The sequence below is a fragment of the Pedobacter sp. KLB.chiD genome (assembly GCF_047040275.1).
In the GTDB taxonomy this organism is placed as follows: Bacteria; Bacteroidota; Bacteroidia; order Sphingobacteriales; family Sphingobacteriaceae; genus Pedobacter.
This window is the reverse complement of record NZ_CP178207.1, coordinates 2,160,513-2,185,511: the sequence shown is the minus strand read 5'-3', so window position 1 is coordinate 2,185,511 and position 24,999 is coordinate 2,160,513. Positions and strand designations below refer to the sequence as shown.

Here is a 24,999-nt window from a genome sequence, read left to right as displayed (position 1 = left end):
AACCAGGATGGAAAAAAAATAAGGTTAATGCCATCCGGCACTAACCTTATAAAACCTAAACCTAAACTCAATGATTACGAAACCTGCATCAGCCACCAATCACCTTTTCGTCTGCCCTACCGATGCAGGCTTCATAAATTTTGAAAAACTAAACTATTATGAAAAATCCTCCAGTGAGAAAGTTTTGTTACGATACTACAATTTCTCGGTGTTGTAATTTCGCAGTGTCTTTTTTGCTGATGTTGATTGATAAGATACCATCTTTATATTCGGCGGTAATGTTGTCGCCATCGGCAGCATCAGGCAAATTAAATGATCTGGCAAATGAGCTGTAATCAAATTCTTTACGTGTAAAATCTTTAGCCACCTGGTTTTCGTCTTTTTTAATTTCTGCCCAAACAGAAAGCGTGTCTTTTTTTAAATTGATCTGAAAGTCTTCTTTTTTCAGTCCCGGAGCGGCCAACTCAATTACATATGCAGCTTCATTTTCATAAATGTTCACGTTTGGCGATTTATCAACCATTTTGTTTTTACTTACGGCCTCGCTAAACAATGAATCAAAAACATTGTTAAAGTAAGGGGCTGTGTTGCGGGTTCTGTTGTTAAAATTTACAAGTGTCATATCGCTTATTCTTTATTTTTTTAATTTTTAAATTGATAATTCATCTTAATCAACTTATATACCAATCCAAATATTTATGATTTTTAAGACATTTTGGCAAAATAAATCGAAATCAAAAGACAAATTGACAGATATCAGGGCTTTTTCCGACAAATTCAACTATAAAACGAATATTCATCTGCGCTTTATTGATTTTGATATGATGGGACATGTAAACAATTCTATTTACTTTACCTATCTGGAGATCGCCAGAACTAAATATTGGGAAGAAATTATTAAATGGGATTGGAAAAAAAACGGGATCGTGATTGCGCACGCAGAACTTGATTATATTTTACCGATTGTAATGAATGATAAAATTGCCATTCATGTAAAAACGTCAAGGATCGGTAATACAAGCTTTGACCTGGAGTACCAGATTGTAAAGTTAAAGGGAAGTGAGGAGGTAATCTGCAGCAAGGGAAAAACAGTTTGTATAGCTATAGACTACACCACAGGCAAACCCACAGCAATCCCTGAAGAAGAAAAACAGAAAATGCTGGGTTTTGAACAGCTGAGTAATCATTAGTTCGCTTACCGGACTTGTTTACGGAGTTATAAATTCAGTTTTATTCATGGATCCGTAGGGCCGCTGTGCCTGACAGTATGGACAAGGAGGAATAAGTAGTCGTCATGCCGAACTTGTTTAGCATGACGACTACTGATCATTCTTGAAGCCCCTTAAACAAGTTGAGGCTAACGAAAAATCAATCTGGCATGATCTTTCCCGGATTTAATATTCCATTAGGATCGAAAACATTTTTAATGCCCCTCATTAAATTAAGGTGAATTTCTGAGTACTTTATCGGCATAAATTCTTTTTGAACCAGGCCAATGCCATGTTCTCCGGAAATTGTGCCTCCTAAAGCGGTGGTAAGTTCAAATATTTCAGCAATACCAGATTTGAGTTTGTTTTTCCAGTCCTCATCACTCATACCTGCTTTAATAATATTTACGTGCAGGTTTCCGTCGCCTGCGTGTCCGTAACAAACACTCTCAAAGCCATATCTCGCCCCAATCTCTTTAATACCATTAACGAGTTTGGGTAAGGCAGCACGCGGTACAACTGTATCTTCCTCCTTGTAAACCGAGTTAGATTTAACCGATTCGGCCATTGTTCTGCGCATTCTCCACAATTCCTCTTTTTGAGCGGCTGTATCTGCAAATAAAACTTCCGTACAATGGTGTTCTTCTAAAACGATGTTGGTTTTTTCGCAATTTTTAAAAATATCATCCAGGTCATCACCATCAAACTCAATCATCAGTAAAGCAGCCACATCGTCCTTCAAATCAAATTTAATATCATCGAATTTAATTACCCACTCCACTCCTTTGCGTTCCATAAACTCCAGGGCTGATGGTGTTACGCCAGCCCTAAAAATGGCCGAAACCGCGGCACAAGCAGCCTCATTGGTGTTAAAGGACCCTAGCATTAAAACCGATTGACCAGGTTTTGGCAAAAGCTTGGTGACAATTTTGGTTACTACCCCTAAGGTACCTTCCGAACCGATCATCAACTGGGTTAAATTATATCCTGAAGCATATTTCAAGGTATTAGCTCCTGTCCAGATGATATCGCCATTAGGTAAAACCACTTCCAGGTTTAAAATATATTCACGTATGGTGCCATATTTCACTACCCTTGGTCCGCCAGAGCCATGTGCCACGTTACCTCCAATAAAGCAGGATCCTTTACTGCTCGGATCAACCGGGTATAGCAGACCTTTTTCGGCAACTGCATTAATGAATTCTTCAGTAATTACGCCCGGCTCAACAGTAGCCTGTAAGTTTTCGGTATCAATCTCCAGAATGGCCTTAAATTTTTCCATTGATAAGGAAACCCCGCCGTAAATCGGCAAAGCCGCGCCACTTAAGCCTGTACCGCCTCCACGGGGTGTAACGGGAACATGATGGGTATTACATATTTTAAATAAGGCTGAAATTTCTTCTGGTGTAGTGGGTTTTACTACCACCTCTGGCTGGTAGCGCAAATCTTCGGTCTCGTCATGACTATAGTTTTCCAGGATTTCAGTATCTGTAAAAACTTTATCGGCACCGATGGCTGAGGTGATTTCTGCTAAAATTTCGGTATTTATCGGGTTGAAATTCATTTAATTGGCTGCTGAATAACTAAGTTTAACAAAAGAATGGCCTATTTGTCCGGGCATGGGCGGATTAAGTTTTTTCATGCTCACCTCAACCTTTTCCACAAAAGGATACTTTTCAATTACCTTTGAGATGATATTATTCAAAACGGTTTCTATTAGTTTCTGGGTATTTTTCATTTCTGCATTGATAATGCTGTTCAAATCTTCGTAATTAACCGTTTGTGCCAGTTCATCTTCAAAACCCACTGGTGTAAATTCAGTTGTTAAATCAATAATAAAATGATTTCCAGTTAATTGCTCTTCGGGGTAATATCCATGCAGCGCAAAACATTTTACATCTTTTAAAGCTACGGTCTGTTTGAAATGGCTCATTTATATTCTTAAAGCTGTAAAATTAAATTTTTATTCATGAATTTAATGCTCGTTGCGGTAAATTGTTACCTTTGAAATGAACGCGGTTTCTTAACCAGATAACAAGAAATTACATGAGCAAATCAGTAAAAAAAGACCTGTACGAGGCGCCAGACTATTATTTATTAGATGAATTATTAACCGATGAGCATAAATTAATCCGTGCTACGGCCAGAGATTGGGTAAAAAAAGAAGTGAGTCCAATCATTGAGGATTATGCTCAAAAAGCAGAATTTCCGAAACATTTAATAAAGGGACTGGCTGATATTGGCGCCTTTGGTCCTACTATTCCGGTTGAGTATGGTGGCGCGGGGCTAGATTATACGGCTTATGGAATTTTGATGCAGGAAATCGAGCGCGGCGATTCAGGCATCCGCTCTACCGCATCTGTTCAGGGTTCGTTGGTGATGTACCCTATTTATGCTTATGGAACTGAAGAACAGCGTAAAAAATACCTCCCCAAATTAGCCAGTGGTGAAATAATGGGCTGTTTTGGCTTAACAGAACCAGATCATGGTTCCAATCCCGGCGGCATGGTAACCAATATTAAAGATGCCGGAAGCCATTACATTTTAAACGGTGCAAAAATGTGGATCAGTAACGCACCCTTTGCCGATATTGCTGTGGTTTGGGCAAAAGATGAATCAGGCAAAATCAGGGGGATGGTGGTAGAACGTGGTATGGAAGGATTTTCTACGCCCGAAACGCATAATAAATGGAGTTTGCGCGCATCAGCAACTGGTGAACTTGTATTTGACAATGTTAAAGTGCCAAAAGAGCATGTTTTTCCTGAAATCAGCGGATTAAAAGGTCCCCTGGGTTGCTTGAATCAGGCCCGTTATGGTATTGCCTGGGGTGCTCTGGGGGCAGCAATGGACTGTTATGATACCGCCTTACGTTACTCCAAAGAGCGTATCCAGTTTGGGAAACCAATCGGTGGTTTTCAGCTGCAGCAAAAAAAACTGGCCGAAATGGTAACCGAAATTACAAAAGGTCAGCTGTTGGTTTGGCGTTTGGGCATACTGAAAAGTGAGAACAGAGCGACAGCCGAACAAATATCCATGGCCAAAAGAAACAGTGTAGAAATTGCCCTGGATATTGCCCGTAACGCCCGCCAAATGCTTGGTGGAATGGGGATTACCGGTGAATATTCGATTATGCGCCATATGATGAACTTAGAATCTGTAGTGACCTATGAAGGTACACACGACATACATTTGTTAATTACGGGAATGGACGTAACCGGATTAAACGCGTTTAAGTAACACAGGATGAGAAAGGTTTTAGGATTTTCATGATGTGGGACTGGGATAAGCAAAATAAGAGACGTTCACATTGATGATTTAATCAAACAGGAAATTTTTTTATGAAGGCTTGGTTGATGGTGCCGATTTTGTCATCGACAATTTAATAACTGTAAAGCTTAAGACTTGTATCAATTTAGAGAACTACCATTTATAAAAACTAAATTATATTGTAGCTTATAATTTCAATGTCGGAATATTAATTAATTTTGGCGCAGCAAGTCCCCGGTTTAAAAGATCTGCAATCCTGGAATAAACAATCAATATAGGTCAGGTTTGACTAAAACCTAAAGATTGGGGAATAAGTAACATTAATCTTAACGAATAAATTAATCGGAATTAATTTCTCAAACTTTGATTATTAAAATCTTTAAATCATGATACAGAATGGACTTTAAAAAATACACCTATATCCCTGCCCCGCCCGAAGAAGTTTATTTAGCACTGACCAAAGATATCAGTATTAAACTATGGACCGGCGCCGAAGTGGAGTTTGAAGAAGTACCCGGAACCGAATTTTCTTTTTGGGATGGCGATATCACAGGTAAAAACATTGAATTTATTTATGGGAAGCAGATTGTGCAACAATGGTATTTTGGAGAAGAAAATGAACCTTCTATCGTAACCATTAAACTGCACGAAGATAAAAAAGGAACATCACTTGAATTTCGGCAAACCAATATTCCTGACGAGGACTATAAAGATTTTACGGAAGGCATTCAGGAATATTTTCTCGGCGGATTGCTTGATTTCTTTGAAGAATAAAAAGCATTGCGTGAAAACTAAACGTAACACGCTACTTCTTTTTCTGCTTTTAATTATTCTATCAAGTTCTTGCAGAACCCCAGCTTTGCCCGGAAATAACATGGGCTACCTGCCACGTCAGATGGAGGCAGATAGTGTGAATCATTACTTTTTAAGCATAAAAAGATTTACACTTTTGTTTGAATTAGCCGAGAATATAAATTTTGCCAATAAGATTTCTTTGGGGTATAAATTCAAATAAAAACATATCGATGCGATTGCTGTTCTGTTATAAATAAAATCAAATATTATGAACAGAACAATAGGAATTGTATTAATGGTTGTGGGCATTGCTATGCTCATCTGGACAGGTTTCTCTTATACTAAAAAAGAGAAAATTGTGGATGCAGGTCCCATTCAAATCTCTGCAGACAAAGAAAAATCGGTAAATTGGCCTCCTTATGCCGGGGGTATTATTTTAATAGCAGGTGTGATAGTTTTTGTGACTTCTAAAAACAGGAAGTGATATTCAAAATCTTTCTGGTATATCAATTCAATCAAGGCTTATAATAATTCATGTTCGGTTAAGCCGTATATTTGTTTTAAGTATTTGTTTTTTAGGGGTTTATTTCTGGTAAAATTTATTTTCGCAACATAGTTGCAAAAATATCCATCTTTATTTTGCAACTATGTTGCAATTGATTAACTTAGTGCTGTTGCAACCGGGGATAAGCCGAACCCCCGTAACCACAGTAGGCATCAACATTAATCAATTATTTTATGAAAAATCAATCAGAAAAAATCACTTTAAGCTTAGAAGACCTTCAATTGGAAAGTTTTGTAACCAGTATCGATAGCGAGGTGGCTATGCGTTTATCTGGCGGTTTGGGTAATGTATCAGAGCCAACACACACGGAACAAACAGATGACCATCATACGCCACCTGTTAGATGTACTACCGTGATCTGTTAATTAACAACAGGTATCTTCTTCTCAAGGCGCTTCAGGGCGCCTTGTTTGGTTAACGGGTAGTTATTGATAAGTGGTCAGCGCCTATTCATGACTGAACTATTTGGCATCGTAGTTAGGCATAACTAGCAATTTATTAATGATTAATCAACAACATATTGCTCGATATAGATCTTGAAACAAGTTCAGGATGACGGATTGAGCGAGAGGATTTAGCGTATAATCAATTGGTCATTTCGAATTCCATTTTTATTACACTACTTCAATAAAGCCTGCCTCAATCAATAACCTGATCTGCTTAAGCACTTTATCCGTTAGTTCCACCGCGTTTTCACTTGAGTGATTTCCAGATAACGTAAATTGAAGTGACTGTACAAGCTTCTCTCCTTTTACCTGTTCTTTCTCCAATGCATTTAAAATCAATGCTGTAAATACCCCAACGTTCATTTCTTTTATCCCGTTTTCGTCACTGATTAATAAAAGTACCTTATTTTCATTCCATTGGTCCGGACGATAAAGTTTTATCCGATCGCTTAACCTGAAAAATTGGTCAATTAACTCCTGATCGGTTAGTTTAAGGCTTTCTTCGGCTTTTTTAAGCCAATATTTATATTTCTGCTCGAAACTAAAATAACCTTTGTGTTTTTTCCATAAATATACTAATTCGCTTTCCAGACGAAATGAAGCTGCAATTTCATCGCTTTGGATTTCCAGAATTGCTGATTGGAGTTTTACCTTAAAACCATTAATATCGTCAGCTTCAAAAGGAGAAAAATCATTTAATTTGGCTAATGTTTTGGGGTAATATTTTGAAAAAATCAACCTTTTGATTTGAATTTCCCCATATTGATCATCAAAGATAGATTTGTTATTATTATTTTTTGGTAAGCCCGGACTTAAAATGCTATCAAAGCCTTGTCCCTTTAAAATAGCTAAAATGATATAGCCAATTCCTGCTTTTCCCGATAATAAGCCATAATCATCAATACCTGATGAAACATAAGTGTTATAGCAATTTGTTCTTTGATGGAGTTCTCTGGCCTGATCTAATATGAAAGCAATTTGCGAACCCTTTTCACCGTTTAACAAAAGTGGGATCATCCCGCCATAACCGCTAACTAAAGTAAAGTCAGTGCGATTCAGCTTTCTTATGTCGTCCAAACAGCGTTCAAGGGCATTTTGGCAGTCCGCTTGATATTTTTTTGCTGTTGTAAACTGTAGGGCCATTTGTCTGCTCAGTCCGATTCCGGCTGCACCATGTGCCCATGAATTTACATCCGTCATATCAGGTAAAAATGTCTCTAATTTCCATTCATGTACATCAGGTTTGTTTAAACGGTATGGACCCAGCCTTAAATCCAGCCAATTTTTAGCAGGCCGGTGAAAATATTGCATTTCATAACTTAAAGCTTCTTTAGCCAGATAAATCAGTCCCGGAGCATTAAAATACTGACCTACCTGCATCAATACCCATGCAATACCCGAAGCGCCATGAGAAAAGCCGGTCATGCTATCATAGGCTTTTTTCGACCGGGAATAATCCCACTTTATACCTTGCTCAGAAATCCGGGCTTCAGCAATTAACCGATCGATCAACGATTTTACCATGCCTAACACTTTAGGGTGTTTTGTGTGGTGATAAAGAAGGCTGACCAGGAGTAAATTACCTGTATAACCACTTAAAAGATCTGCCTTTAATAACCCGGTCAATTGTTTTTCATGATGTAGCGCAAGTGTTAGCGCCTGGTCTTTATAAAATTCATCATTTGTAACTTCAAAAATTTTAAGGCAGGTATAAATCACCCCACCCAAGCCGGTGTACAAAGCAAAGAATTTAGGATGAAGCACTTCTTCAGCATTTAAAATCCGGTGCATGGCTTTATTCACGATGCTCAGGTGATCTGCATTACCATCAAACTCATATAGTTTTAGAAAAAAAAGGACAATACCACAATTGCCATTGAAGAGGTCATAACTTTCCCTAAATTCATATTCATCAAGGTTGATATAAAAAGGCGTTGGCCACCAGATTTCCTGATCAGTTTCTCTAAAATTCGAACACAATTCATCGTAAACCCGATAAAGCTCCTTTTTGAATTTTTTGGTCTGTTCTTCAGTAAACATCATTTAAAGCTATGTGCCGGAGTTTTGATAAATTGCAGACATGAGATCACGCCATATATGATGTAGGCTTCTTCATTATTTGAAACACCTAAACGGTTATTATTCATATGCATAAAGCTCGATATAATCTGAAATAACTTGTGTTCCTCAAAACCAGCAGATTTATAGTGTTTTAATATGCTAATGGTTTCAGATAAATAAGTATTTAAATCATCATCTACATCTCCTGCCTTAAGCGCTTGCCAAAACTGGTCTGCAGCTGCAACCATCTGAGGTTTTGATTTTCTGAAAATGGTTTCAAACTGGTTGAGCCAAAATAACCTTTGTATTTCCTTCGATTCTGTTTGGTTAAAGAGTTTGGGTAACCAGCCTTCTAAAAATAAATTACATACCTTTATTAATGCCTTTTCATTCCATCCGGTAGCAAATAATAAGGTCAGATGTAATTTTATAGCCTGTGCGATGAGCGATTGGTTGGTTTGCTTATTGACAATCCAGTTTAAAATATGGGCAGAAGAACATTCAAAATATCGTTCCGCCCAGGGCATACTCTCTAAATTTCCATAGCGCTGTACCTCTGGCTCATATTCAGCGATCTGAATCGCTTTTATTACCGGGTTTTCTGCACGAAGCGAATTAACGATCAAATGATGCTGCTTCTCTGTGGCTTTTAACCTTAAACGGATATGATCGCCACCTTCCCAATAACGTATAAAAAACCAGGGCAAAGGCCATTGCATAATAAACGGATGAACCAGCTGCTTTAAAAGTTGATTGGCATCTCCATGATGGAATAGATATACTGATAACCATTTATCTTGTTGATTTTCCATATCCTGATTAGTTATTGTACCATTGGATCAGGTATTCGCTAACCTTATTTTGTGCTGGTTTCGGAAATACCTCTTCAAGCGTAATGTAATTGCCGGCCCTCCACAATAATTTCTTAAACAAAGCTAAGAACAAAGGGCTATGGAAGGAAAGGTATTGTGGTTTATAATCATCGTGTAAGCCTTCCCTTTTGTCATCCGATTGATGTTGGTAAGCACGTTTTCTTAAAAAGAGAAATACTTCATTTGGTATTTTGTTGTCAATGAGCCAGTTATTCAACCTGATGAAATATTCAAAATCTGTTTCAAACTGGTCTTGTTTAGGAATAATGGTTGTTTTTATCCGCCACGTTTTACGTCTTAAAATAACATTCTGGGCATAAACGATCCTCGGCAGCGTAAATAAATCAGGGGAAGGAACAGCCTGTTGATCCTGATGAAACTGATCAACCAATTGAATAAATGGCTGTAGCGATACACGGGCATCGGGATTGAAATGTGCAAGTAATTGATAAAGGTTAGATCGGTGATAAAAAGACTCTAAACTGAGATCATAACTGTATAATTCAGCATCTCCTTTACAAAGCTTCAAAGCATTTTTTTTGTGATCATAATTTACTTTTAAATCGCCAATGTTAAACTGTTTGCCTGACGGATAAATGTTATTTCCTCCTGGAAGTTCAAGTTCATGAGCCAGTAGTGGCGGATGAATATTCGCATTAAATGTCGAAGCATCGTTCAGTTCTACCTTAATTTTGCCAGGATAAAGGTTTTCGTTATGCTGAACAAAAGTTCCGGTAATTTTTTGATCAAAGAGCGATAAAAAACGGCCGCTCACTTTACCCATTCCTGGCAATATGGCATTGATAACGCCGGCAAAACCATTTTCATCTTCACTAAACTGTACAAACATTCCTGTTGTAGCATTTTTAGCTAGATCTAAAGATCCTGGTAGGTCAGCAAAAAAACTACCATTTAAATTGATAACATCTTCATCGGTATTTTCAATTTCAGCTAATTTGATCAGAACGGCATCTTTCCAATTCTTTAAAGCTAAAAAATCGGTGCTTTTAAGTGATTCTTCCTCTTTTTCAGGTTTTTTGATATAGAAATAGTAATCCTTGTAAAAAGTGATCAGGTCTATAGCTTCATTAGTTTGATAGTGCTGTAAAAAGAAATCGCACATTTTTTTTCGCTCTTTCCGCATCACATCAAGTGGAAGTAAGAAATTGATTAATTCATTTGTTTGATGGATAAAACTTTTTATCTGGTATTCAGGTAGTTCCAGTTGTTCTGTAGTAAAGCAATCTTCATAAAAAATATGCCGTGCGGAAAAATAGTAAGGAATGAATTTTTGGGTTGAAAATTGGTCTGTTTCAGGACTTTCCAATGCTATTTTTTTATCCGATGCGTTACTACAAAAAGGGAGTCCAGCCTCTTGCTGTAATTTGCAAAAAACATCATTTAGTTGTTTTTCTGCTTCCTGTAGAATGCTATAGCGGGTAAAAGGACCCGCTGACGGGTACTCATCTCTATATTTCTGCAAGTTTTCAAAAAGTGTAATAACCGGTATAACAGATGGTTCCACACCTTTTAACGATTTCAAAAAAAGTAATACTTTGCTGTCCCATGTTTCATCCATGCCGGAAAATCCCAAGCTCATTTCAAGCATTCCTGCTTCAACTAATTTGATCAGGTACAATTTAATACTTTTATAATCCGGGCCTTCAATATCCTTTTGAAGGTTCAAAATTAATTGTTTAAGTGAAACAAGATCCTTGTGCTCACTTAAATGCTGGTAAACGATTAGTTGCAGGCCTTTTGCGTTAATCTGCTGAAATGATTCTATATTATTGAAATTGCTTAAGAAGCAGATTTTATCTTCTCTGATTGCCGCTGTTATATTTAGTTTAATCAATAAGTGATTATTTAACAAGGGATGATTTTTCAGTATCGACTTGAGGTATTCGAATATGGCATTATTTAATTTCAGGCGACTGCAGACTTTGTGGTGGGGCATACTGGATTTCTGCACTTCATTTAATGTGGCTAAACCCGTATAGGTAAAAGTACTGAAAGGTGAAGTTTTAAAAGCCATCCTGCTGAGGTACCGCATCAAGCTGAATACCGTCCGGTGTTCTTTTTGTTTGAAGCGCTCAATGTCTTTTTTAATAAAACTGTTTAATTGCTCGTAAAGCAACGGACTGGATAACAAAAGTCCGTTTTGCAGTTCAGTTTGCTTTGACATTTCCTGTACCTGTTTCCGTTGGATGTATTTTTGTCCGTCGAATTTTAGGGCCTGGTCTCTTTTGTAAAGGTTAAATTCTTCTGTCAGATTTAAATAAGCCTGTAAATCATTTTGTAGTTCTTGTGGTAGTAGAGAAATGTAGCTTTGATCAATATTTTTATTGTTGAATACCTGCCGTTTAAGGTCGATTAGCTGCTGTCTAACTTTATCGTTTAGCTGAAGTTTTATCACGGGGTATAAAGCATCGCAGATATTGTTTTTCAGCCTTTCCCGCTCATCTTTAAGCTTTTTGTAACCTGCTAAAAGATTTTCTGCCTCCTTCAATTTCAGCTGATCAAATAGTTGATGGGGTAATCCGGCATAACGTACCAAAGAATAAGGAAAAATCTGTAAGCTCATATCTATTTATTTACCAAGTTCGAGTTGATTTTTAATCAGGTTATAATAACTTCCTTTATTGAGCAATAGCGTTTCATGCGTACCACATTCCTTTATTTCGCCCTGATGCAGCACAATGATCTGATCGGCATGTTTAACGGTGCTTAGCCGATGGGCTACAATCAGCACGGTTTTACCTTTAAAAAAAGCATTGAGGTTGTTCACAATCGATCTTTCATTCTGTGCATCCAGTGCATTGGTTGCTTCATCCAGGAAGACATAATCAGGATCGCGATAAATCATCCTGGCGATTAAAAGACGCTGTTTCTGTCCTTCACTCAGACCATAACCATCCCTTCCTACCACCGTGTTATAGCCAAAGGGCATTGAGGAGAAGAAATCGTGCATATTGGCCATTTTCGCCGCTTCATAAAGACGGTCGAAATCTTTCAGGGCTGCACCGGCAAAAATATTATTGGCGATAGAATCCATAAATACATAACCATCCTGCATCACTACACCGCAATGTTTCCGCCATGATTTGGCATTCACCTGTGTAAGGTTTTGCCTGCCTATGGTAATTTCGCCTTCTATGGGGGCATAAAACTTCAACAATAGCTTAATAAGGGTGGTTTTACCACTGCCGCTTGTGCCCACAATTGCGGTAACTTTCTGAGCAGGGATAAGCAGGTTAATATCTTTTAAAACATAAGGCGCATGCCGGCTTCCATATTTAAAAGATACTTTGCTCAATGAAATATCAACGGGCCCGGCATTTTTTATGGGTTCTTTAACTTCCAGATCTTCATCTTCTTCCTGTTGCACTTCATCCATCCGCATTAAACTGAATTTGGTGTTTTGCGATACCCGGGCAAATTCTACCAGTTGGTTTACAGGTGCATTCAGCTGTCCGCATACATAGGTGACCGCCAGCATGCCCCCAAGTGTAATCTGATCGTTGATTACCAACATGGCCGCAGCATATGTAATCAACACGTTTTTGACCTCGTTAATGAAAGAACCCACCCCTTGCATGCGTTGATCGAGTTGCAGTGCTTCCAGTTTTAAGTCAAACGACTGGTCCTGGAGGCTTTCCCATAGCTGCTTTTTATCTTGTTCGCTGCCAGTGAGTTTGATTTCCTGCATGGCATAAAAAATCTCTAAAAGCAATTGTTGATTGGCAGAAAGGACTTTGAATTTTTTCTGATCAATGATTTTGCGTTTCTGTTGAAAAGAGTTAGACCAAAGCACACTGATTGTAGCACCAATCATAAACAGCAAGAAAATTTGCCAGTTATAATAAAAGAGTACACCGCCCAGCACCAATAAAGTAATGGCCGAGAGGATAAAATTGATCAGGAAATTAGTGAGGAATTCTTCTATGCGCTGGTTATCGTTTACCCGTTGCATATTGTCGCCAGCCTGTCGGTTATCAAAAAAAGAAAAAGGGAGTTTCATCAATTTAGCCAGGAAATCTTTGAGCATCATGATACTGGTTCTTGCCCCAATACGGAACAAAATCCTGGCACGCATAAAGTCCATTAACATCTTTCCTGAAAAAAGCGTTAACTGACCGAGACAGATGAGCAAGAGTAAATTGGTATTTTTTGCATTGATTCCTTTATCTACCACCATTTGGGTCAACAAAGGGATAATTAATGAAAATCCACTGGCTAAAAGCAAACTGATTAGGATGGGTAGCCAGCCTTTTCGGTGCATTTTGAGGTAAGGCAATAGCGACCACAGAGAAGTTTTATGCTCATCGGGAGCTTGGAGATCTGTAAAAGCCTCCTCCGGCTGAAGTAACAAAACCCGGCCTGTTTTTTTTTCAGTATTGATTAACCAGGCCGTTAAAAAATCTTCTATACTAAGCTTAATTTTACCACTTAAAGCCGGATCTGCTAAATATACATCTTTATCATTTACTTCATACAACACTACATAATGTTCTTTTTGCCAGTGTAATATACATGGTAAAGGAACATGCTCTAATTTGGAGTGGGGTAATTCTGCGGCAAGTGTTTTAAAGCCAAGCTGTTCTGCAGCATCAATGAGACCGAGCAACGTTGTTCCGTGCTTTCCGATCCCACATAACTTTCTTAAATACTGCATAGACAGGTTTTTACCATGATAGGCGACAACCATTTTTAAACAAACTGGCCCACAATCCATGGCATCAGGCTGCTTATAAAAAGGATACTTATTTCTACGGATAAAGTCTTTAATCATAAAGAAACAAACAGGTAAATGCAATACAGTTGCAAATATGTAAAATATAATGCAACTTTGATGCATTAAATAATCATAAAATTTTAGATGAGAAGTAAAGGTTTTGCCACGTTGCAGATGCTGATCAAAAAAGAATTATTGTTAAGCTACCGGAACAAAACTGTGCTGATTTCCGCCATCGTGATATGGATGTTGTTTCTTGCTGCTGTATGTTGTACCATTTTAAGTTACAATGCGGGCCATAAACAGCGATTGGAAGCTAATGCGCTGTTCAGACAGCAATGGGCGCATCAACAGCGTAATCCGCATGATGCGGCACATTTTGGGACTTATCTTTTTAAACCTATCCATCTGCTCAATGTTTTCGATCCAGGTCTTAACGATTATACGGGAAATACTTATCGTGTAGAAGCCCATGTCCAGCACGAAATCAGTAACAGTGACGCGGAACATCATGATACGGCTATGCGTTTTGGCAACCTCAGCTTTGCGCTTATTTTACAGTTATTGGTTCCCTTATTTCTTTTGTTTATTACGGCCACCAGTATTACCAGCGAGAAAGAGAATGGTACCCTAAAAATGCTTCTGGCCCAGGGTTTAAGTAGCCGAAAAATGATCTGGGCTAAAGTTTGGGCAAATTACCTGCTTATTATGATGATGATACTCCCGGTTTTTATGATCATGACTATTGCTGTGCTATTCTCTGGCGATACAGCCTTGCTTTTTGGCCGGCTTTGGTGGATTTTCGTGACTTGTTTATTGAACTATCTACTAATTGCCTTACTAGGTACAATGATTTCGGCAGTGAGCAATCACTCCGGTAAAGCATTGTTAAGTGCCTTATGTTTCTGGATCTTCATGGGGATCATCTTTCCTAAAATAGTGACCGGTGTGGCCAGCCGTAGTTACCCATTAATGTCCAGGGCAGCTTTTAGCGATTTGGTAGAACAAGGCTATAGAAAGGGCTTAAACGGAAAAGATCCTTACGCGGCCCGTGGCGAACGTTATATTAATGGTCTATTGAAAAAATACCAGGTAGATCGCGTAGAGCATTTACCTTTTAATATCGACGGATTAACGCTGCAGTTTAATGAAGATTACCGCACCATGGTTTTTGATCATTATTTTAAAGCAGTTGAAAATAGTTTCTACCAACAACAACGTTTTCTACGTCTGTCTGGCATTTTTGATCCCTTTTTATCAACCAAACGCCTTTCGATGGCATTGGCAGGTTCTGATTTTTATCATCATGAACAATTTTTTAAACAGGCGCAGGCTTACCGGAACCAACTCGTTAGAAAACTGAACATGCAGTTAGCCCTGCATGGTAAGGATGTTAAAGGAGAATATGTGGTAGGCCCCTATTATTTCAGTCAGCTGAAAGATTTCAACTATCGCTTGCCAGCCCTTAGCACGGTATTGCTGTTGGAAAAAATAGCCTTACTTTCTTTAATTGGATGGATAATCATGCTCATTTTTTTACTTCAGTATATCGCTTCACGTTCATTAGCCCTCAATTATGCAGCTGTTTAAAACCATATTCTTATTCGAACTCAGGCTATTGACCAGACAAAAATTTATACTGATTTTAATCGGTTTTTTCTTTGCAACCGGGCTTTACAGCATTTATGATGGTTATCGTTTTACTCAAAAACAATTATTGGCCATTGATAGCCTTCAATACGGATATCAGAAAAAGTTTCAGGAATCGGTGGCCAGCTTTTCAGCAGATACGGCTACTGCAGCTGGAAAAACCTTATTTAATCAGGCCGGAATCCCTTCAGTAATTGAATATAAAAATCCTTTATATGCCATTCATAAACCTCATTCCTTAAGTGTTTTATCGATCGGACAAAGGGATTTAACACCCTATTACGATGTGATCACCCGCAGACGGAATTTTGTTCAAGGTTCGAATGCTGAAATTTCCAACCCAGAGATGCTCGCATCAGGGAATTTCGATCTTTCTTATGTGATTATCTATCTGCTCCCCTTAATCGCTATTGCCTTAAGCTACAATATCTTATCGAAGGAGAAAGAACAACAAACGGATAAGTTACTTTCTTTGCAAGGCCTATATCTTTCCAGGATAATGAGCTATAAACTAATTTTTAGGTTTATGCTGATTGGCGTAATGGCCTGGCTCCTCAGTATCATCGGTTTTGTCAGTTCGGCATTATTGGTTTCTTTTGATCCGGTTGCAGCTATATTGTGGATACTTGGCATCAGTGCTTATCTTTTCTTTTGGTTTGCAGTTATTTTTCTGATCATCAGATTAAGTCAAAGTTCCGTACACAACGCCCTTTATCTTTTAGGCACATGGTGTTTTTTCCTAATTCTTTTGCCTGCTTTATGTAATGCCATTGTCCGTTTATATTATCCGATTCCCTTAAAAACCGATGCAGCTGTTGCATTAAGGGAAAATAGCGAATCGGTTTGGGCGTTGCCACGTAAAATTCTTATTGATACCTTTTACCTGAATAACCCTAAATACAGGCATTTAAGGGCAGCCTCAGATACGAGCGAAAACAGTAATAAGCGTTTCGCAGCCTATTATGATCTTCTAGGACGCCGAATGACAGCGGTTGTTAAAAATTATAACCGGTATTCTGAAAAACAAAACGCTGTGGCCAATCAGGTAAGCTGGATTAATCCGGCAACGAAAACCCAATATATATTGAATGGAATCGCTGAAAGCGGACTGAAGGATTACCTCTCGTATCAGGATCAGGTAAATGATTTCCAAAAAAAATGGGTTGATTTTATGAATGATTATATAATAGCAGATAAAAAACTAAGCCTGAATGACTTAAAAAAATTACCTGAATTCGAATTTAAGTCAGCAGATCATAAAAATCATCAAATTCTGCTGGGCATTTTATACCTGTTTGCTGTCGGTGTATCCATCATCTCCATTGCCACAAAACTCCGTATTAAAATTTAAATCACACAACATATAACCAATCAATCACACCAAAAAAATGAAGGAAAAGTTTTACATCATCTTGTTCTTATTGATTTCGATACAACAGGTTTATGCTCAGCACGAGAAGCGGAGTAGGCCGGTACAGGATTCTACTGCCAAAGTACGCCAGCTTAACGAAGTCCGTATCGATGGTCAGAAAGCAATTAAACTAAAAAAAGATACTTTATCTAATAGTTTAAGAATGCAGGTTCCGCTGTTAGAGATGCCACAGAATATTATCAGCATTTCTTCTGCGCTGATACAGCAACAAGGCGGGTTGCAATTGAAAGATATGGCCAGAAATGCCAGTGGTGTATATTTTGGGTATAACAGTTCGCCTTTCGATAACTCGGCATCGATAAAAGTGAGGGGATTTAATGCCGCAACCACCATTAATGGAATGCCAAACCGATTGGTTTTAGGCGCAACGCTTGATGATGAAGCCCTTATCGAAAACCTGGAATTTGTTAAAGGACCAGCAGGATTTATCAGTGCATTGGGCGAGCCAGGCGGAACGCTGAATATTGTAACGAAATCACCTAAAGAAAAATTGCTCAATGTAATGGTCACAGGGGGCAATTACAATTTCTTTCGTGCTACAGCAGATATTGGGAGTGCTTTGAAAAACAATGGCTTTTCGTATCGCATCAATACGGCTTTTCAGCACCAGGATTCGTACCTCAATTACATGAAAACCACCAAATATGTATTTGCGCCGGTATTACAATATAATTTTAGTCCACGTACTTTTTTAATTGCGGAATACAACTACATCCGTGGGGAGGTGAAGAATGGTTCTTCCATCAATAAATTACGTCAGGATCAAGATGTATTGCAAGATCCGATCAGCTTAAATTTCAGTGCCGGCATCGGTTTGCCTTTAAGTGTTTCGCAAACACATACATTCAGGTTCAGTGCCGTTCATAAATTCAACGAAAACTGGCAGCTTACCTCACAATCGAACTTTGTGAAGGCACCTGCCAACCAGTGGTATATGGTATCGGCTAACAACCGGACATCAATCAGTTTTAATGCGCAAGGAAAAACCAATCGCATTGCCAGCAATTCCAATATATTGGGCGAGACCTATAACACCAACCTGTTTTTGTCGGGTAAATTTAAAACGGGTACATTTAAGCACACACTATTGATTGGTAGCGATTATACTACAGGTAAAGATTCACTATCAACCTATTACGGAAGTAACTCCTTCCCTTTCGAAAGGAATAATCCAGATTTTTACGTAGATGCAAATACTGTAGGCATCACTAAAAGATCAATCAGACAGGAAAATCACATTCACTATACAGCAGCCTATGTTTATGATAATATCGCTTTTGACAAGTTTTTGCTGACCGTTGGGGCGCGTTATACCGATTACCGCAACCGCAATATTTTAACTACTACAAGAGGTCCGCGTGTGCCGGATTATTACAGGCAACATGCTTTTTCACCGCGTGCTGCACTAAGTTTTATGCCTGATTCGACTTCATCGATCTATTTTCTGTACGATCAGTCATTTGTTCCTAAAACAGGTCAGGTAGTTACCGAAACTGTTGATGGGCCACAGGCCGGGCAAAAGACTGTTACCGCATCAAAACCAGTTGAGCCCGAGCTGGGCAATAATTATGAATTGGGTATAAAAAAGAACTGGTTTAATGGCCGTTTAATAACGACTGTAAATGGTTTCCATACGGTAAAAAGAAATGTGGCGGCAAGAGATTTCAGAAGTTATGCAGCTGCTGCCGGAGCCATAGCCTATTATCTTCAATTGGGTGAGGTAGTAAGCGATGGTTTTGAGGTCGATGTAATCGGGAATATCACCGATCGTTTATCACTGATCACAAATTACACCTATGTAGATGCCAGAATAACCAAAGATAACAACCTCGATCCAACACCTGATAATCCATCGATTGTAGGACAGAAGATGCCGGATGTACCTCAACAAGTATTTAATACCTGGCTTCAATATAGCTTTCCTCTTAGCGGTTACCATAAAATTTCGATCAGCGCAGGACAAAGCACCATTACCAAACTTTCTGCAATCAGCCAAAGGGATACTTACCTGCCCAACTATACTAAATTTGATGCTGGTTTGAGTTTTAGCAGTCCGAAATATATGTTTAGGATAATTGCAGATAATTTAACCAACAGACGTTATATGGCATCTGGCGACATTACCACGGATTTTCCGTATTCGGGCAATAATTATTTCTTTGTTGAAGGAGAACCATTTACCATCAGACTTTCACTAGGCGTTAAATTTTAAGCTATACACGATGTTAGAAGCCATTGGATTAACCAAAAAATACGGGGAAAATATCGCTTTAAATAACCTGAATTTAAAGGTAGAAGCTGGAGAAGTGTTTTGTTTACTCGGGCAGAATGGAGCTGGAAAAACCACTACCATCAACCTTTTTCTTGGTTTTACAGCAGCCAGCAGTGGCGAAGCCAGGGTAAATGGTAGGTTGGTTAGACCTAATGATGAGTATACAAAGCAGTTTTTAGCTTATATTCCAGAAGTGGTGATGCTTTATGGTCATTTAAGCAGTATAGAAAACCTCGATTTTTTTAGCCGTATCGCAGGTTATCAATATAAAACAAGCGAGCTTGAAGCATTTTTGCTTCAGGCTGGCTTACAACCGGATGCTTTTCATAAACGGGTGGGTAATCACAGCAAAGGGATGCGGCAAAAAGTAGGGATAGCCATTGCGGTAGCTAAAAATGCCAAGGTTATTTTAATGGACGAGCCTACCAGTGGCCTCGACCCAAAGGCAACAGATGAATTTAGCGAAATCGTCAAACAGTTGTCGCGGGATGGACGTAGTGTTTTTATGGCTACCCACGATATTTTTAATGCGGTTAATGTGGGTACCAGGATTGGCATTATGCGTCAGGGATCTCTTGTGCATACATTAGACGCCAAGGACATTTCGGCAGTAGATCTCCAGAAATTGTATCTGGAGACGATTTGATCTAAAAAAATCGTCATCTCGATTGAAACGTAGTGATATGCCCGCCCGCCCGTATAGGCAGCGAGAGATCTATCAAACCGATTTCCCGGCTTTGCTGCACTTCGCTCGAAATGACGATCTTATTGAAAATTATGATATCTCATAACTATATACGGATCTTACAGCATCTCTTAAGTTATATTTGGAGGCCATTACTTCTCCATAAGCACCGGCGCTCCGGATGGCAAAAATATCGCCTCTGAACGATTCAGGTTGTTCTACTTCTTTGCCAAAACAATCGGTACTCTCGCAGATCGGTCCAACGATATCGTATTTTATGACTTTGGACTTTGGACTGATAACTATAGACTGACTAAGATTCTCTATTTGATGATAGGCTTGGTACAACGCCGGACGCATCAATTCGGTCATCCCCGCATCTAAAACCACAAAATTTTTCTTCTTTCCTTTTTTAATGTATAGTACACGGCTAATCAACGAAGCAGACTGACCAACCAATGCTCTACCCAATTCAAAATGTACTTCCTGCCCGGGTTTAACGGTTAAAAACTCGTTAAAAATCTTAAAATAAGATTCAAAGTCCGGAATCTGGTGATCAGGATTATAGTAATCGATCCCTAAGCCGCCACCAACATTTAATACCTTAAGGTTAAATCCTTTATCCTCAAACCATGTTGCAAATTCATTTACGCGTACGCAAAGGTTTTTATACACATCGAGATTGGTGATCTGCGAGCCGATATGGAAATGGATGCCAATAAATTTAAGGTTTGTAGAAGCTTTTAAAGTTTCGGCACATTCAGGTAAATCCCATGAATTGATGCCGAATTTATTTTCATCCAGTCCAGTAGTGATGTTATGGTGTGTATGTGCATCAACATTAGGGTTAATTCTAATGGCTACCTGAGCGGTTTTACCTTTTTTTGCCGCAAGCTCGTTTAATACCTCTAATTCCTGGATAGATTCTACGTTAAAACAGAAGATGTCAAGGTCAAGGGCCTCATTAATTTCCTTATCTGATTTACCTACCCCGGCAAAAACAATTTTTTTATGATCGAAACCAACCTCAACAGCTTTTCTTACTTCTCCGGCACTTACACAATCTGCGCCGAACCCGATCTCTTTGATCTGGTTTAAGAGAACAGCATTGAAATTTGCCTTGAGGGCATAATGGATGTGAAACTGATACAGAGCAGCTGCATTTGCACAGGTACGCAGAGTTTTTTGCAACAGATCGGTATCATAGTAATAAAAAGGCGTTTCTATATTGTTAAACTTTGCTATATCTTTATCGGTGAACATGTTCAAATTCCTTATTATAATTTTAATTTTATTCTTTGGGCTAATTTATCTGGGTAACTACCTCGATTTAAAGCATGGAAGAATTACCCGGAAACAATACAATGGAAAAATCCGATTTTTTATCGTGTTACTTTTCCTGGTACTATTCCTTTTATTTATCAAAAAATGAAGATAGCAGCAGCCCTATTTATTGTTCTTATTCTTTCTGCAGGATTGTATAACTCTTACAGAAAATATAGGAACGGATTATTGCCCGCAAACTTTCTGGCTTTTCATTGCTTGATTGGATTGCTGGTTGCTATTGGCGCTTTTTTCCTGTTATTCGAATAATCTGTTATGCAAACTTCTTAAGGCTTCGGTTTTATATTCGCTTAATATTAAAAGCGAAACATTATAGTTACTTCCACCGTAAGAGATCATTCGGATAGGAATGTGTTTCAATCCTTCTAAAACCCTGCTGGCGAAACCATGTTTTTCTGAACCGAAGTCGCCCACCACGCACACAATACTGTGGTTGGTATCTACCTCAACGGTTCCAAAACTTTCCAGTTCTTCAATAATCTGTGGCAAGTGTGCCGTTTCATCAATGGTTAACGATACAGCAACCTCAGAAGTGGTAATCATGTCGATTGGTGTTTTGTAACGCTCAAAAACTTCAAAAACACGGCGTAAGAAACCGTAGGCCAATAACATGCGGCTTGATTGGATACGAATTGCGGTAATTCCATCTTTAGCGGCAATCGATTTGATCTTGCCTTTTTCGCTATCGTGTGTGATCAATGTACCTGCAGCCGACGGTTCCATTGTATTTAACAAGCGAACCGGGATTTTATATTTCTGCGCCGGGAAAACCGATTGTGGATGCAAAATTTTTGCCCCAAAATAAGCCAGCTCAGCTGCTTCATCAAATGATAACTGCGCAATTGGTTTAGTGCCTTTAACAATACGTGGATCATTATTGTGCATGCCATCAATATCGGTCCAGATCTGAACTTCTTCGGCCAGAATGGCGGCACCCAATAAAGATGCAGTATAATCGCTACCACCGCGGCGGAGGTTATCCACTTCACCAAAACTGTTGCGACAGATGTAACCCTGTGTAATAAATAGTTTATTGTCTTTATGCTGCTCCAGCAACGGCATTAAGTGTTTCGTAGTAAACGGAATATCAGGTTCATTATCTTCATCCGTTTTCATAAAATCCAAAGCGGGCAACAATACCGAGGGTACGCCGATAGATTTTAAATAAATATGGTATAAGGTAGTAGATAACAGCTCACCTTGTGCCAATACCACTTTCTCTTCGATTGAAGTGAAAATATCATTTGCTAAGCCAGCCAGAAAATTGAAGTGATAATCGATCACTTCATTGCCCTGCTCCTGAAATTCGGCAGCAGGCAATAACTCCATCACAAACGATTTATATTTTTGATACAGGTTTTCAACACACTCACTCCCCTTCTTCTTATCTCCAGCTAAAAAATGAGTTGCAATTTCTACTAAACTATTTGTAGTACCGGATACGGCTGATAAAACTACAATCTGCTCTTCATTTGGATTAATGATATCCAACAACTTCGTCATGCGCTCAGGACTACCTACCGAGGTACCCCCAAATTTTAATATTTTCATTTACTTGCCAATTGTTTTAAAAGGTAATAAAACGATCAGGTTTTTATTCCATCCTATGGTTTAAAAATGATGATGATTTTATTTATTTATAAATTGTTTCAATCCATGATCAAAAGCGGTAACCCTTTCTGGTTTGCAACTATTTTAAAAAAGTTACAATCGCCTCATATTAGTACTGGATTTTCTTTATTATTGTATCGGGGCGTGAAATTAAGCAAAAGCAGCTTAAAAGCAACATCCTCAACAAAATAAAATTTGGATGCGTGGAAATAAATAGGTTTATACCAAACATCATCCCTTAAAATTTGTTCAACACCAGATATTAAATTAAAAAAAAACAGCTCAATGCAGGCAATTGATCAATCAACACAAGCTACCATTAATCAGTGGTTAAATGGAAATTATGATGAAAACACCAAGGCTGAAATTCAGTCCCTTGTAGATAAAAATGCAACAACCGAATTAACTGATGCATTTTATAAAAGTTTAGAATTTGGAACAGGCGGTTTACGGGGCATTATGGGTGCAGGTTCTAACCGGATTAATAAATATACCATTGGTACAGCCACTCAGGGCCTTGCCAATTATTTGAACAATAAATATCCTGGTGAAAAAATCAGCGTGGCCATAGCACACGATAGTCGCAATAACTCTGATTACTTCGCTAAAATTACCGCAGATGTTTTCTCTGCAAATGGCATCCACGTTTATTTCTTTTCATCATTAAGGCCAACTCCTGAATTATCCTTTGCCGTACGTCATTTTGGTTGCAAAAGCGGTGTTATGTTAACCGCGTCACATAATCCAAAAGAATATAATGGTTATAAGGCTTATGGCGCTGATGGAGGCCAGTTTACTTCTCCTGATGATAAATTGGTAATTGATGAAGTAAATAAAATCAACAGTATAGATGAAGTTAAATTCGACCGTGTTGATACCAATATCCAGCTGATTGGTGAAGATGTTGATAAATTATATTTGGATGGTATCGCCGCACTTTCGATTTCTCCTGAAGCAATCAAAAGACAGCACGATCTGAAAATTGTGTATTCTCCTATTCATGGTACAGGGATTACATTGGTGCCTAAGGCATTAGAACAGTTTGGATTTACCAATGTTACCATTGTTGAAGAGCAAAGCAAACCTGATGGGAATTTTCCAACTGTAGTGTATCCTAACCCTGAAGAGAAAGATGCATTGACGTTAGCGATGAACAAAGCGAAGGAAATCGATGCGGATTTGGTTCTGGCCACTGATCCCGACGCTGACCGTGTGGGTATTGCCGTAAAAGATAATGATGGCGAATGGGTACTGCTTAACGGTAATCAAACCGGCAGTCTGTTAATTAATTACCTACTGTCGGCCTGGCAAGAAAGTGGTAAGTTAGACGGCAACCAGTTTATTGTAAAAACCATTGTAACTTCTAACCTGATCGAAGAAATTGCAAAAAAGAAAAATGTAGAATGCTACAATACCCTTACAGGATTTAAATACATCGGCCAGTTGATGACGGAACTGGAAGGTAAAAAATACTTTATCGGTGGTGGTGAAGAAAGTTACGGCTATTTGATCGGTGATTTGGTTCGCGACAAAGATGCAGTGGTTTCTGCCGCTTTCATTTCTGAAATGACGGCTTACTATAAAGATAAAGGTGCTAGTTTATACAATGCCTTATTAGATATGTATGTAGAATATGGCTTTTATAAAGAAGATCTGGTTTCGCTGACCAAAAAAGGTAAATCTGGTGCAGAAGAAATTAAAGCCATGATGGTGAAATTTAGAGAAAATCCGCCTGCAACATTGGGTGGCGCTAAAGTGTCGGTGTTAAAAGACTACGAACTGGGGCAGGAAACAGATTTGGCAAGCGGAAAAGTAACCAGATTGGATTACCCTACTTCGGATGTTTTACAGTTTGTTACCGAAGATGGTAGTATCGTTTCTGCCCGTCCGAGCGGTACAGAACCAAAAATTAAATTTTATTGCAGCGTAAATGCACCTTTGGCAGATAGAAAAGATTTTAATTCGGTTAACGCACAACTCGAAGAAAAAATTAAAGCAGTGATGGCTGATTTACAGGCGTAATTTAAATGCTTAAAAAAAATTAAGCACAGATGAA

Annotated in this window: 19 protein-coding genes; 10 read left to right on the top strand and 9 right to left on the bottom strand. The window is 38.6% G+C overall.

Features of this window, described 5'->3' with window-relative positions:
* Positions 1-187: 187 nt before the first annotated feature.
* Entirely contained in the window at positions 188-622 is a 435-nt protein-coding gene (locus ACK1I8_RS08845) for an Hsp20/alpha crystallin family protein (RefSeq protein ID WP_412468967.1), read from the bottom strand.
* Between the two features lie 76 nt (positions 623-698).
* On the opposite strand from ACK1I8_RS08845, the gene ACK1I8_RS08840 reads away from it, so the two are divergent.
* Positions 699-1,190 carry an acyl-CoA thioesterase gene (locus tag ACK1I8_RS08840; RefSeq protein ID WP_412468966.1) on the top strand — a complete coding sequence of 164 codons (492 nt, stop codon included), beginning with the start codon at positions 699-701 and terminating at the stop codon, positions 1,188-1,190.
* A 178-nt stretch (positions 1,191-1,368) separates the two neighbouring features.
* Here the strand turns inward: ACK1I8_RS08840 and ACK1I8_RS08835 are convergent, their stop codons facing one another.
* Both ACK1I8_RS08835 and folB read right to left on the bottom strand, forming a co-directional pair.
* The gene (locus ACK1I8_RS08835) at positions 1,369-2,772 is read right to left on the bottom strand and encodes an FAD-binding oxidoreductase (protein WP_412468965.1); all 1,404 of its coding nucleotides are present in this window, start codon (positions 2,770-2,772) and stop codon (positions 1,369-1,371) included.
* Positions 2,773-3,141, bottom strand: coding sequence for a dihydroneopterin aldolase (gene folB / locus ACK1I8_RS08830; protein WP_412468964.1), 369 nt, complete (start codon positions 3,139-3,141; stop codon positions 2,773-2,775).
* 113 nt (positions 3,142-3,254) lie between these two features.
* Here folB and ACK1I8_RS08825 point away from each other — a divergent pair, with 113 nt between their 5' ends.
* From ACK1I8_RS08825 to ACK1I8_RS08810, 4 genes are all read left to right on the top strand, one after another.
* Positions 3,255-4,445: an acyl-CoA dehydrogenase family protein gene (locus ACK1I8_RS08825; protein ID WP_412468963.1), complete on the top strand. Its 1,191-nt coding sequence runs from the start codon at positions 3,255-3,257 to the stop codon at positions 4,443-4,445.
* Between the two features lie 426 nt (positions 4,446-4,871).
* Positions 4,872-5,249: an SRPBCC domain-containing protein gene (locus ACK1I8_RS08820; protein WP_412468962.1), complete on the top strand. Its 378-nt coding sequence runs from the start codon at positions 4,872-4,874 to the stop codon at positions 5,247-5,249.
* Positions 5,250-5,538: 289 nt separating this feature from the next.
* On the top strand, positions 5,539-5,754 hold the full coding sequence (locus tag ACK1I8_RS08815; protein WP_412468961.1) for a hypothetical protein: 216 nt from the start codon (positions 5,539-5,541) through the stop codon (positions 5,752-5,754).
* A gap of 254 nt (positions 5,755-6,008) precedes the next feature.
* Positions 6,009-6,200 (top strand): pinensin family lanthipeptide, encoded by a 192-nt coding sequence (locus ACK1I8_RS08810; RefSeq protein ID WP_088302624.1) that lies wholly within the window; start codon positions 6,009-6,011, stop codon positions 6,198-6,200.
* A 249-nt stretch (positions 6,201-6,449) separates the two neighbouring features.
* Here the strand turns inward: ACK1I8_RS08810 and ACK1I8_RS08805 are convergent, their stop codons facing one another.
* The 4 genes from ACK1I8_RS08805 to ACK1I8_RS08790 are packed head-to-tail and all read right to left on the bottom strand — an operon-like array spanning position 6,450 to position 14,006.
* On the bottom strand, positions 6,450-8,324 hold the full coding sequence (locus ACK1I8_RS08805; RefSeq protein ID WP_412468960.1) for a lanthionine synthetase LanC family protein: 1,875 nt from the start codon (positions 8,322-8,324) through the stop codon (positions 6,450-6,452).
* Positions 8,321-9,154, bottom strand: coding sequence for a thiopeptide-type bacteriocin biosynthesis protein (locus tag ACK1I8_RS08800; protein ID WP_412468959.1), 834 nt, complete (start codon positions 9,152-9,154; stop codon positions 8,321-8,323). Before ACK1I8_RS08800 ends, ACK1I8_RS08805 begins: the two co-directional genes overlap by 4 nt.
* 7 nt (positions 9,155-9,161) lie before the next feature.
* Complete coding sequence (locus ACK1I8_RS08795; protein ID WP_412468958.1) at positions 9,162-11,798, bottom strand: lantibiotic dehydratase; 2,637 nt, start codon at positions 11,796-11,798, stop codon at positions 9,162-9,164.
* A 6-nt stretch (positions 11,799-11,804) separates the two neighbouring features.
* On the bottom strand, positions 11,805-14,006 hold the full coding sequence (locus ACK1I8_RS08790) for a peptidase domain-containing ABC transporter (RefSeq protein WP_412468957.1): 2,202 nt from the start codon (positions 14,004-14,006) through the stop codon (positions 11,805-11,807).
* Between the two features lie 87 nt (positions 14,007-14,093).
* Between ACK1I8_RS08790 and ACK1I8_RS08785 the strand changes: the two genes are divergently transcribed.
* Genes ACK1I8_RS08785 through ACK1I8_RS08770 form a run of 4 tightly spaced genes read left to right on the top strand, consistent with a single transcriptional unit; the run spans position 14,094 to position 19,949 of the window.
* Positions 14,094-15,539 (top strand): DUF3526 domain-containing protein, encoded by a 1,446-nt coding sequence (locus ACK1I8_RS08785; protein WP_412468956.1) that lies wholly within the window; start codon positions 14,094-14,096, stop codon positions 15,537-15,539.
* Positions 15,526-16,950, top strand: coding sequence for a DUF3526 domain-containing protein (locus tag ACK1I8_RS08780; RefSeq protein WP_412468955.1), 1,425 nt, complete (start codon positions 15,526-15,528; stop codon positions 16,948-16,950). The genes ACK1I8_RS08785 and ACK1I8_RS08780 overlap by 14 nt, the downstream gene beginning before the upstream one ends.
* A gap of 37 nt (positions 16,951-16,987) precedes the next feature.
* Positions 16,988-19,243: a TonB-dependent siderophore receptor gene (locus tag ACK1I8_RS08775; RefSeq protein WP_412468954.1), complete on the top strand. Its 2,256-nt coding sequence runs from the start codon at positions 16,988-16,990 to the stop codon at positions 19,241-19,243.
* Between the two features lie 10 nt (positions 19,244-19,253).
* A complete protein-coding gene (locus ACK1I8_RS08770; RefSeq protein WP_412468953.1) occupies positions 19,254-19,949 on the top strand; it encodes an ABC transporter ATP-binding protein in 696 nt (231 codons plus the stop codon).
* A 129-nt stretch (positions 19,950-20,078) separates the two neighbouring features.
* On the opposite strand, the gene lysA is transcribed toward ACK1I8_RS08770, so the two are convergent.
* Positions 20,079-21,251: a diaminopimelate decarboxylase gene (gene lysA, locus ACK1I8_RS08765; RefSeq protein WP_412468952.1), complete on the bottom strand. Its 1,173-nt coding sequence runs from the start codon at positions 21,249-21,251 to the stop codon at positions 20,079-20,081.
* A 318-nt stretch (positions 21,252-21,569) separates the two neighbouring features.
* Positions 21,570-22,883, bottom strand: a complete 1,314-nt coding sequence (locus ACK1I8_RS08760; RefSeq protein ID WP_412468951.1) for an aspartate kinase — start codon at positions 22,881-22,883, stop codon at positions 21,570-21,572.
* 345 nt (positions 22,884-23,228) lie between these two features.
* Here ACK1I8_RS08760 and ACK1I8_RS08755 point away from each other — a divergent pair, with 345 nt between their 5' ends.
* Entirely contained in the window at positions 23,229-24,965 is a 1,737-nt protein-coding gene (locus ACK1I8_RS08755; protein ID WP_412468950.1) for a phospho-sugar mutase, read from the top strand.
* Positions 24,966-24,999 lie beyond the last annotated feature (34 nt).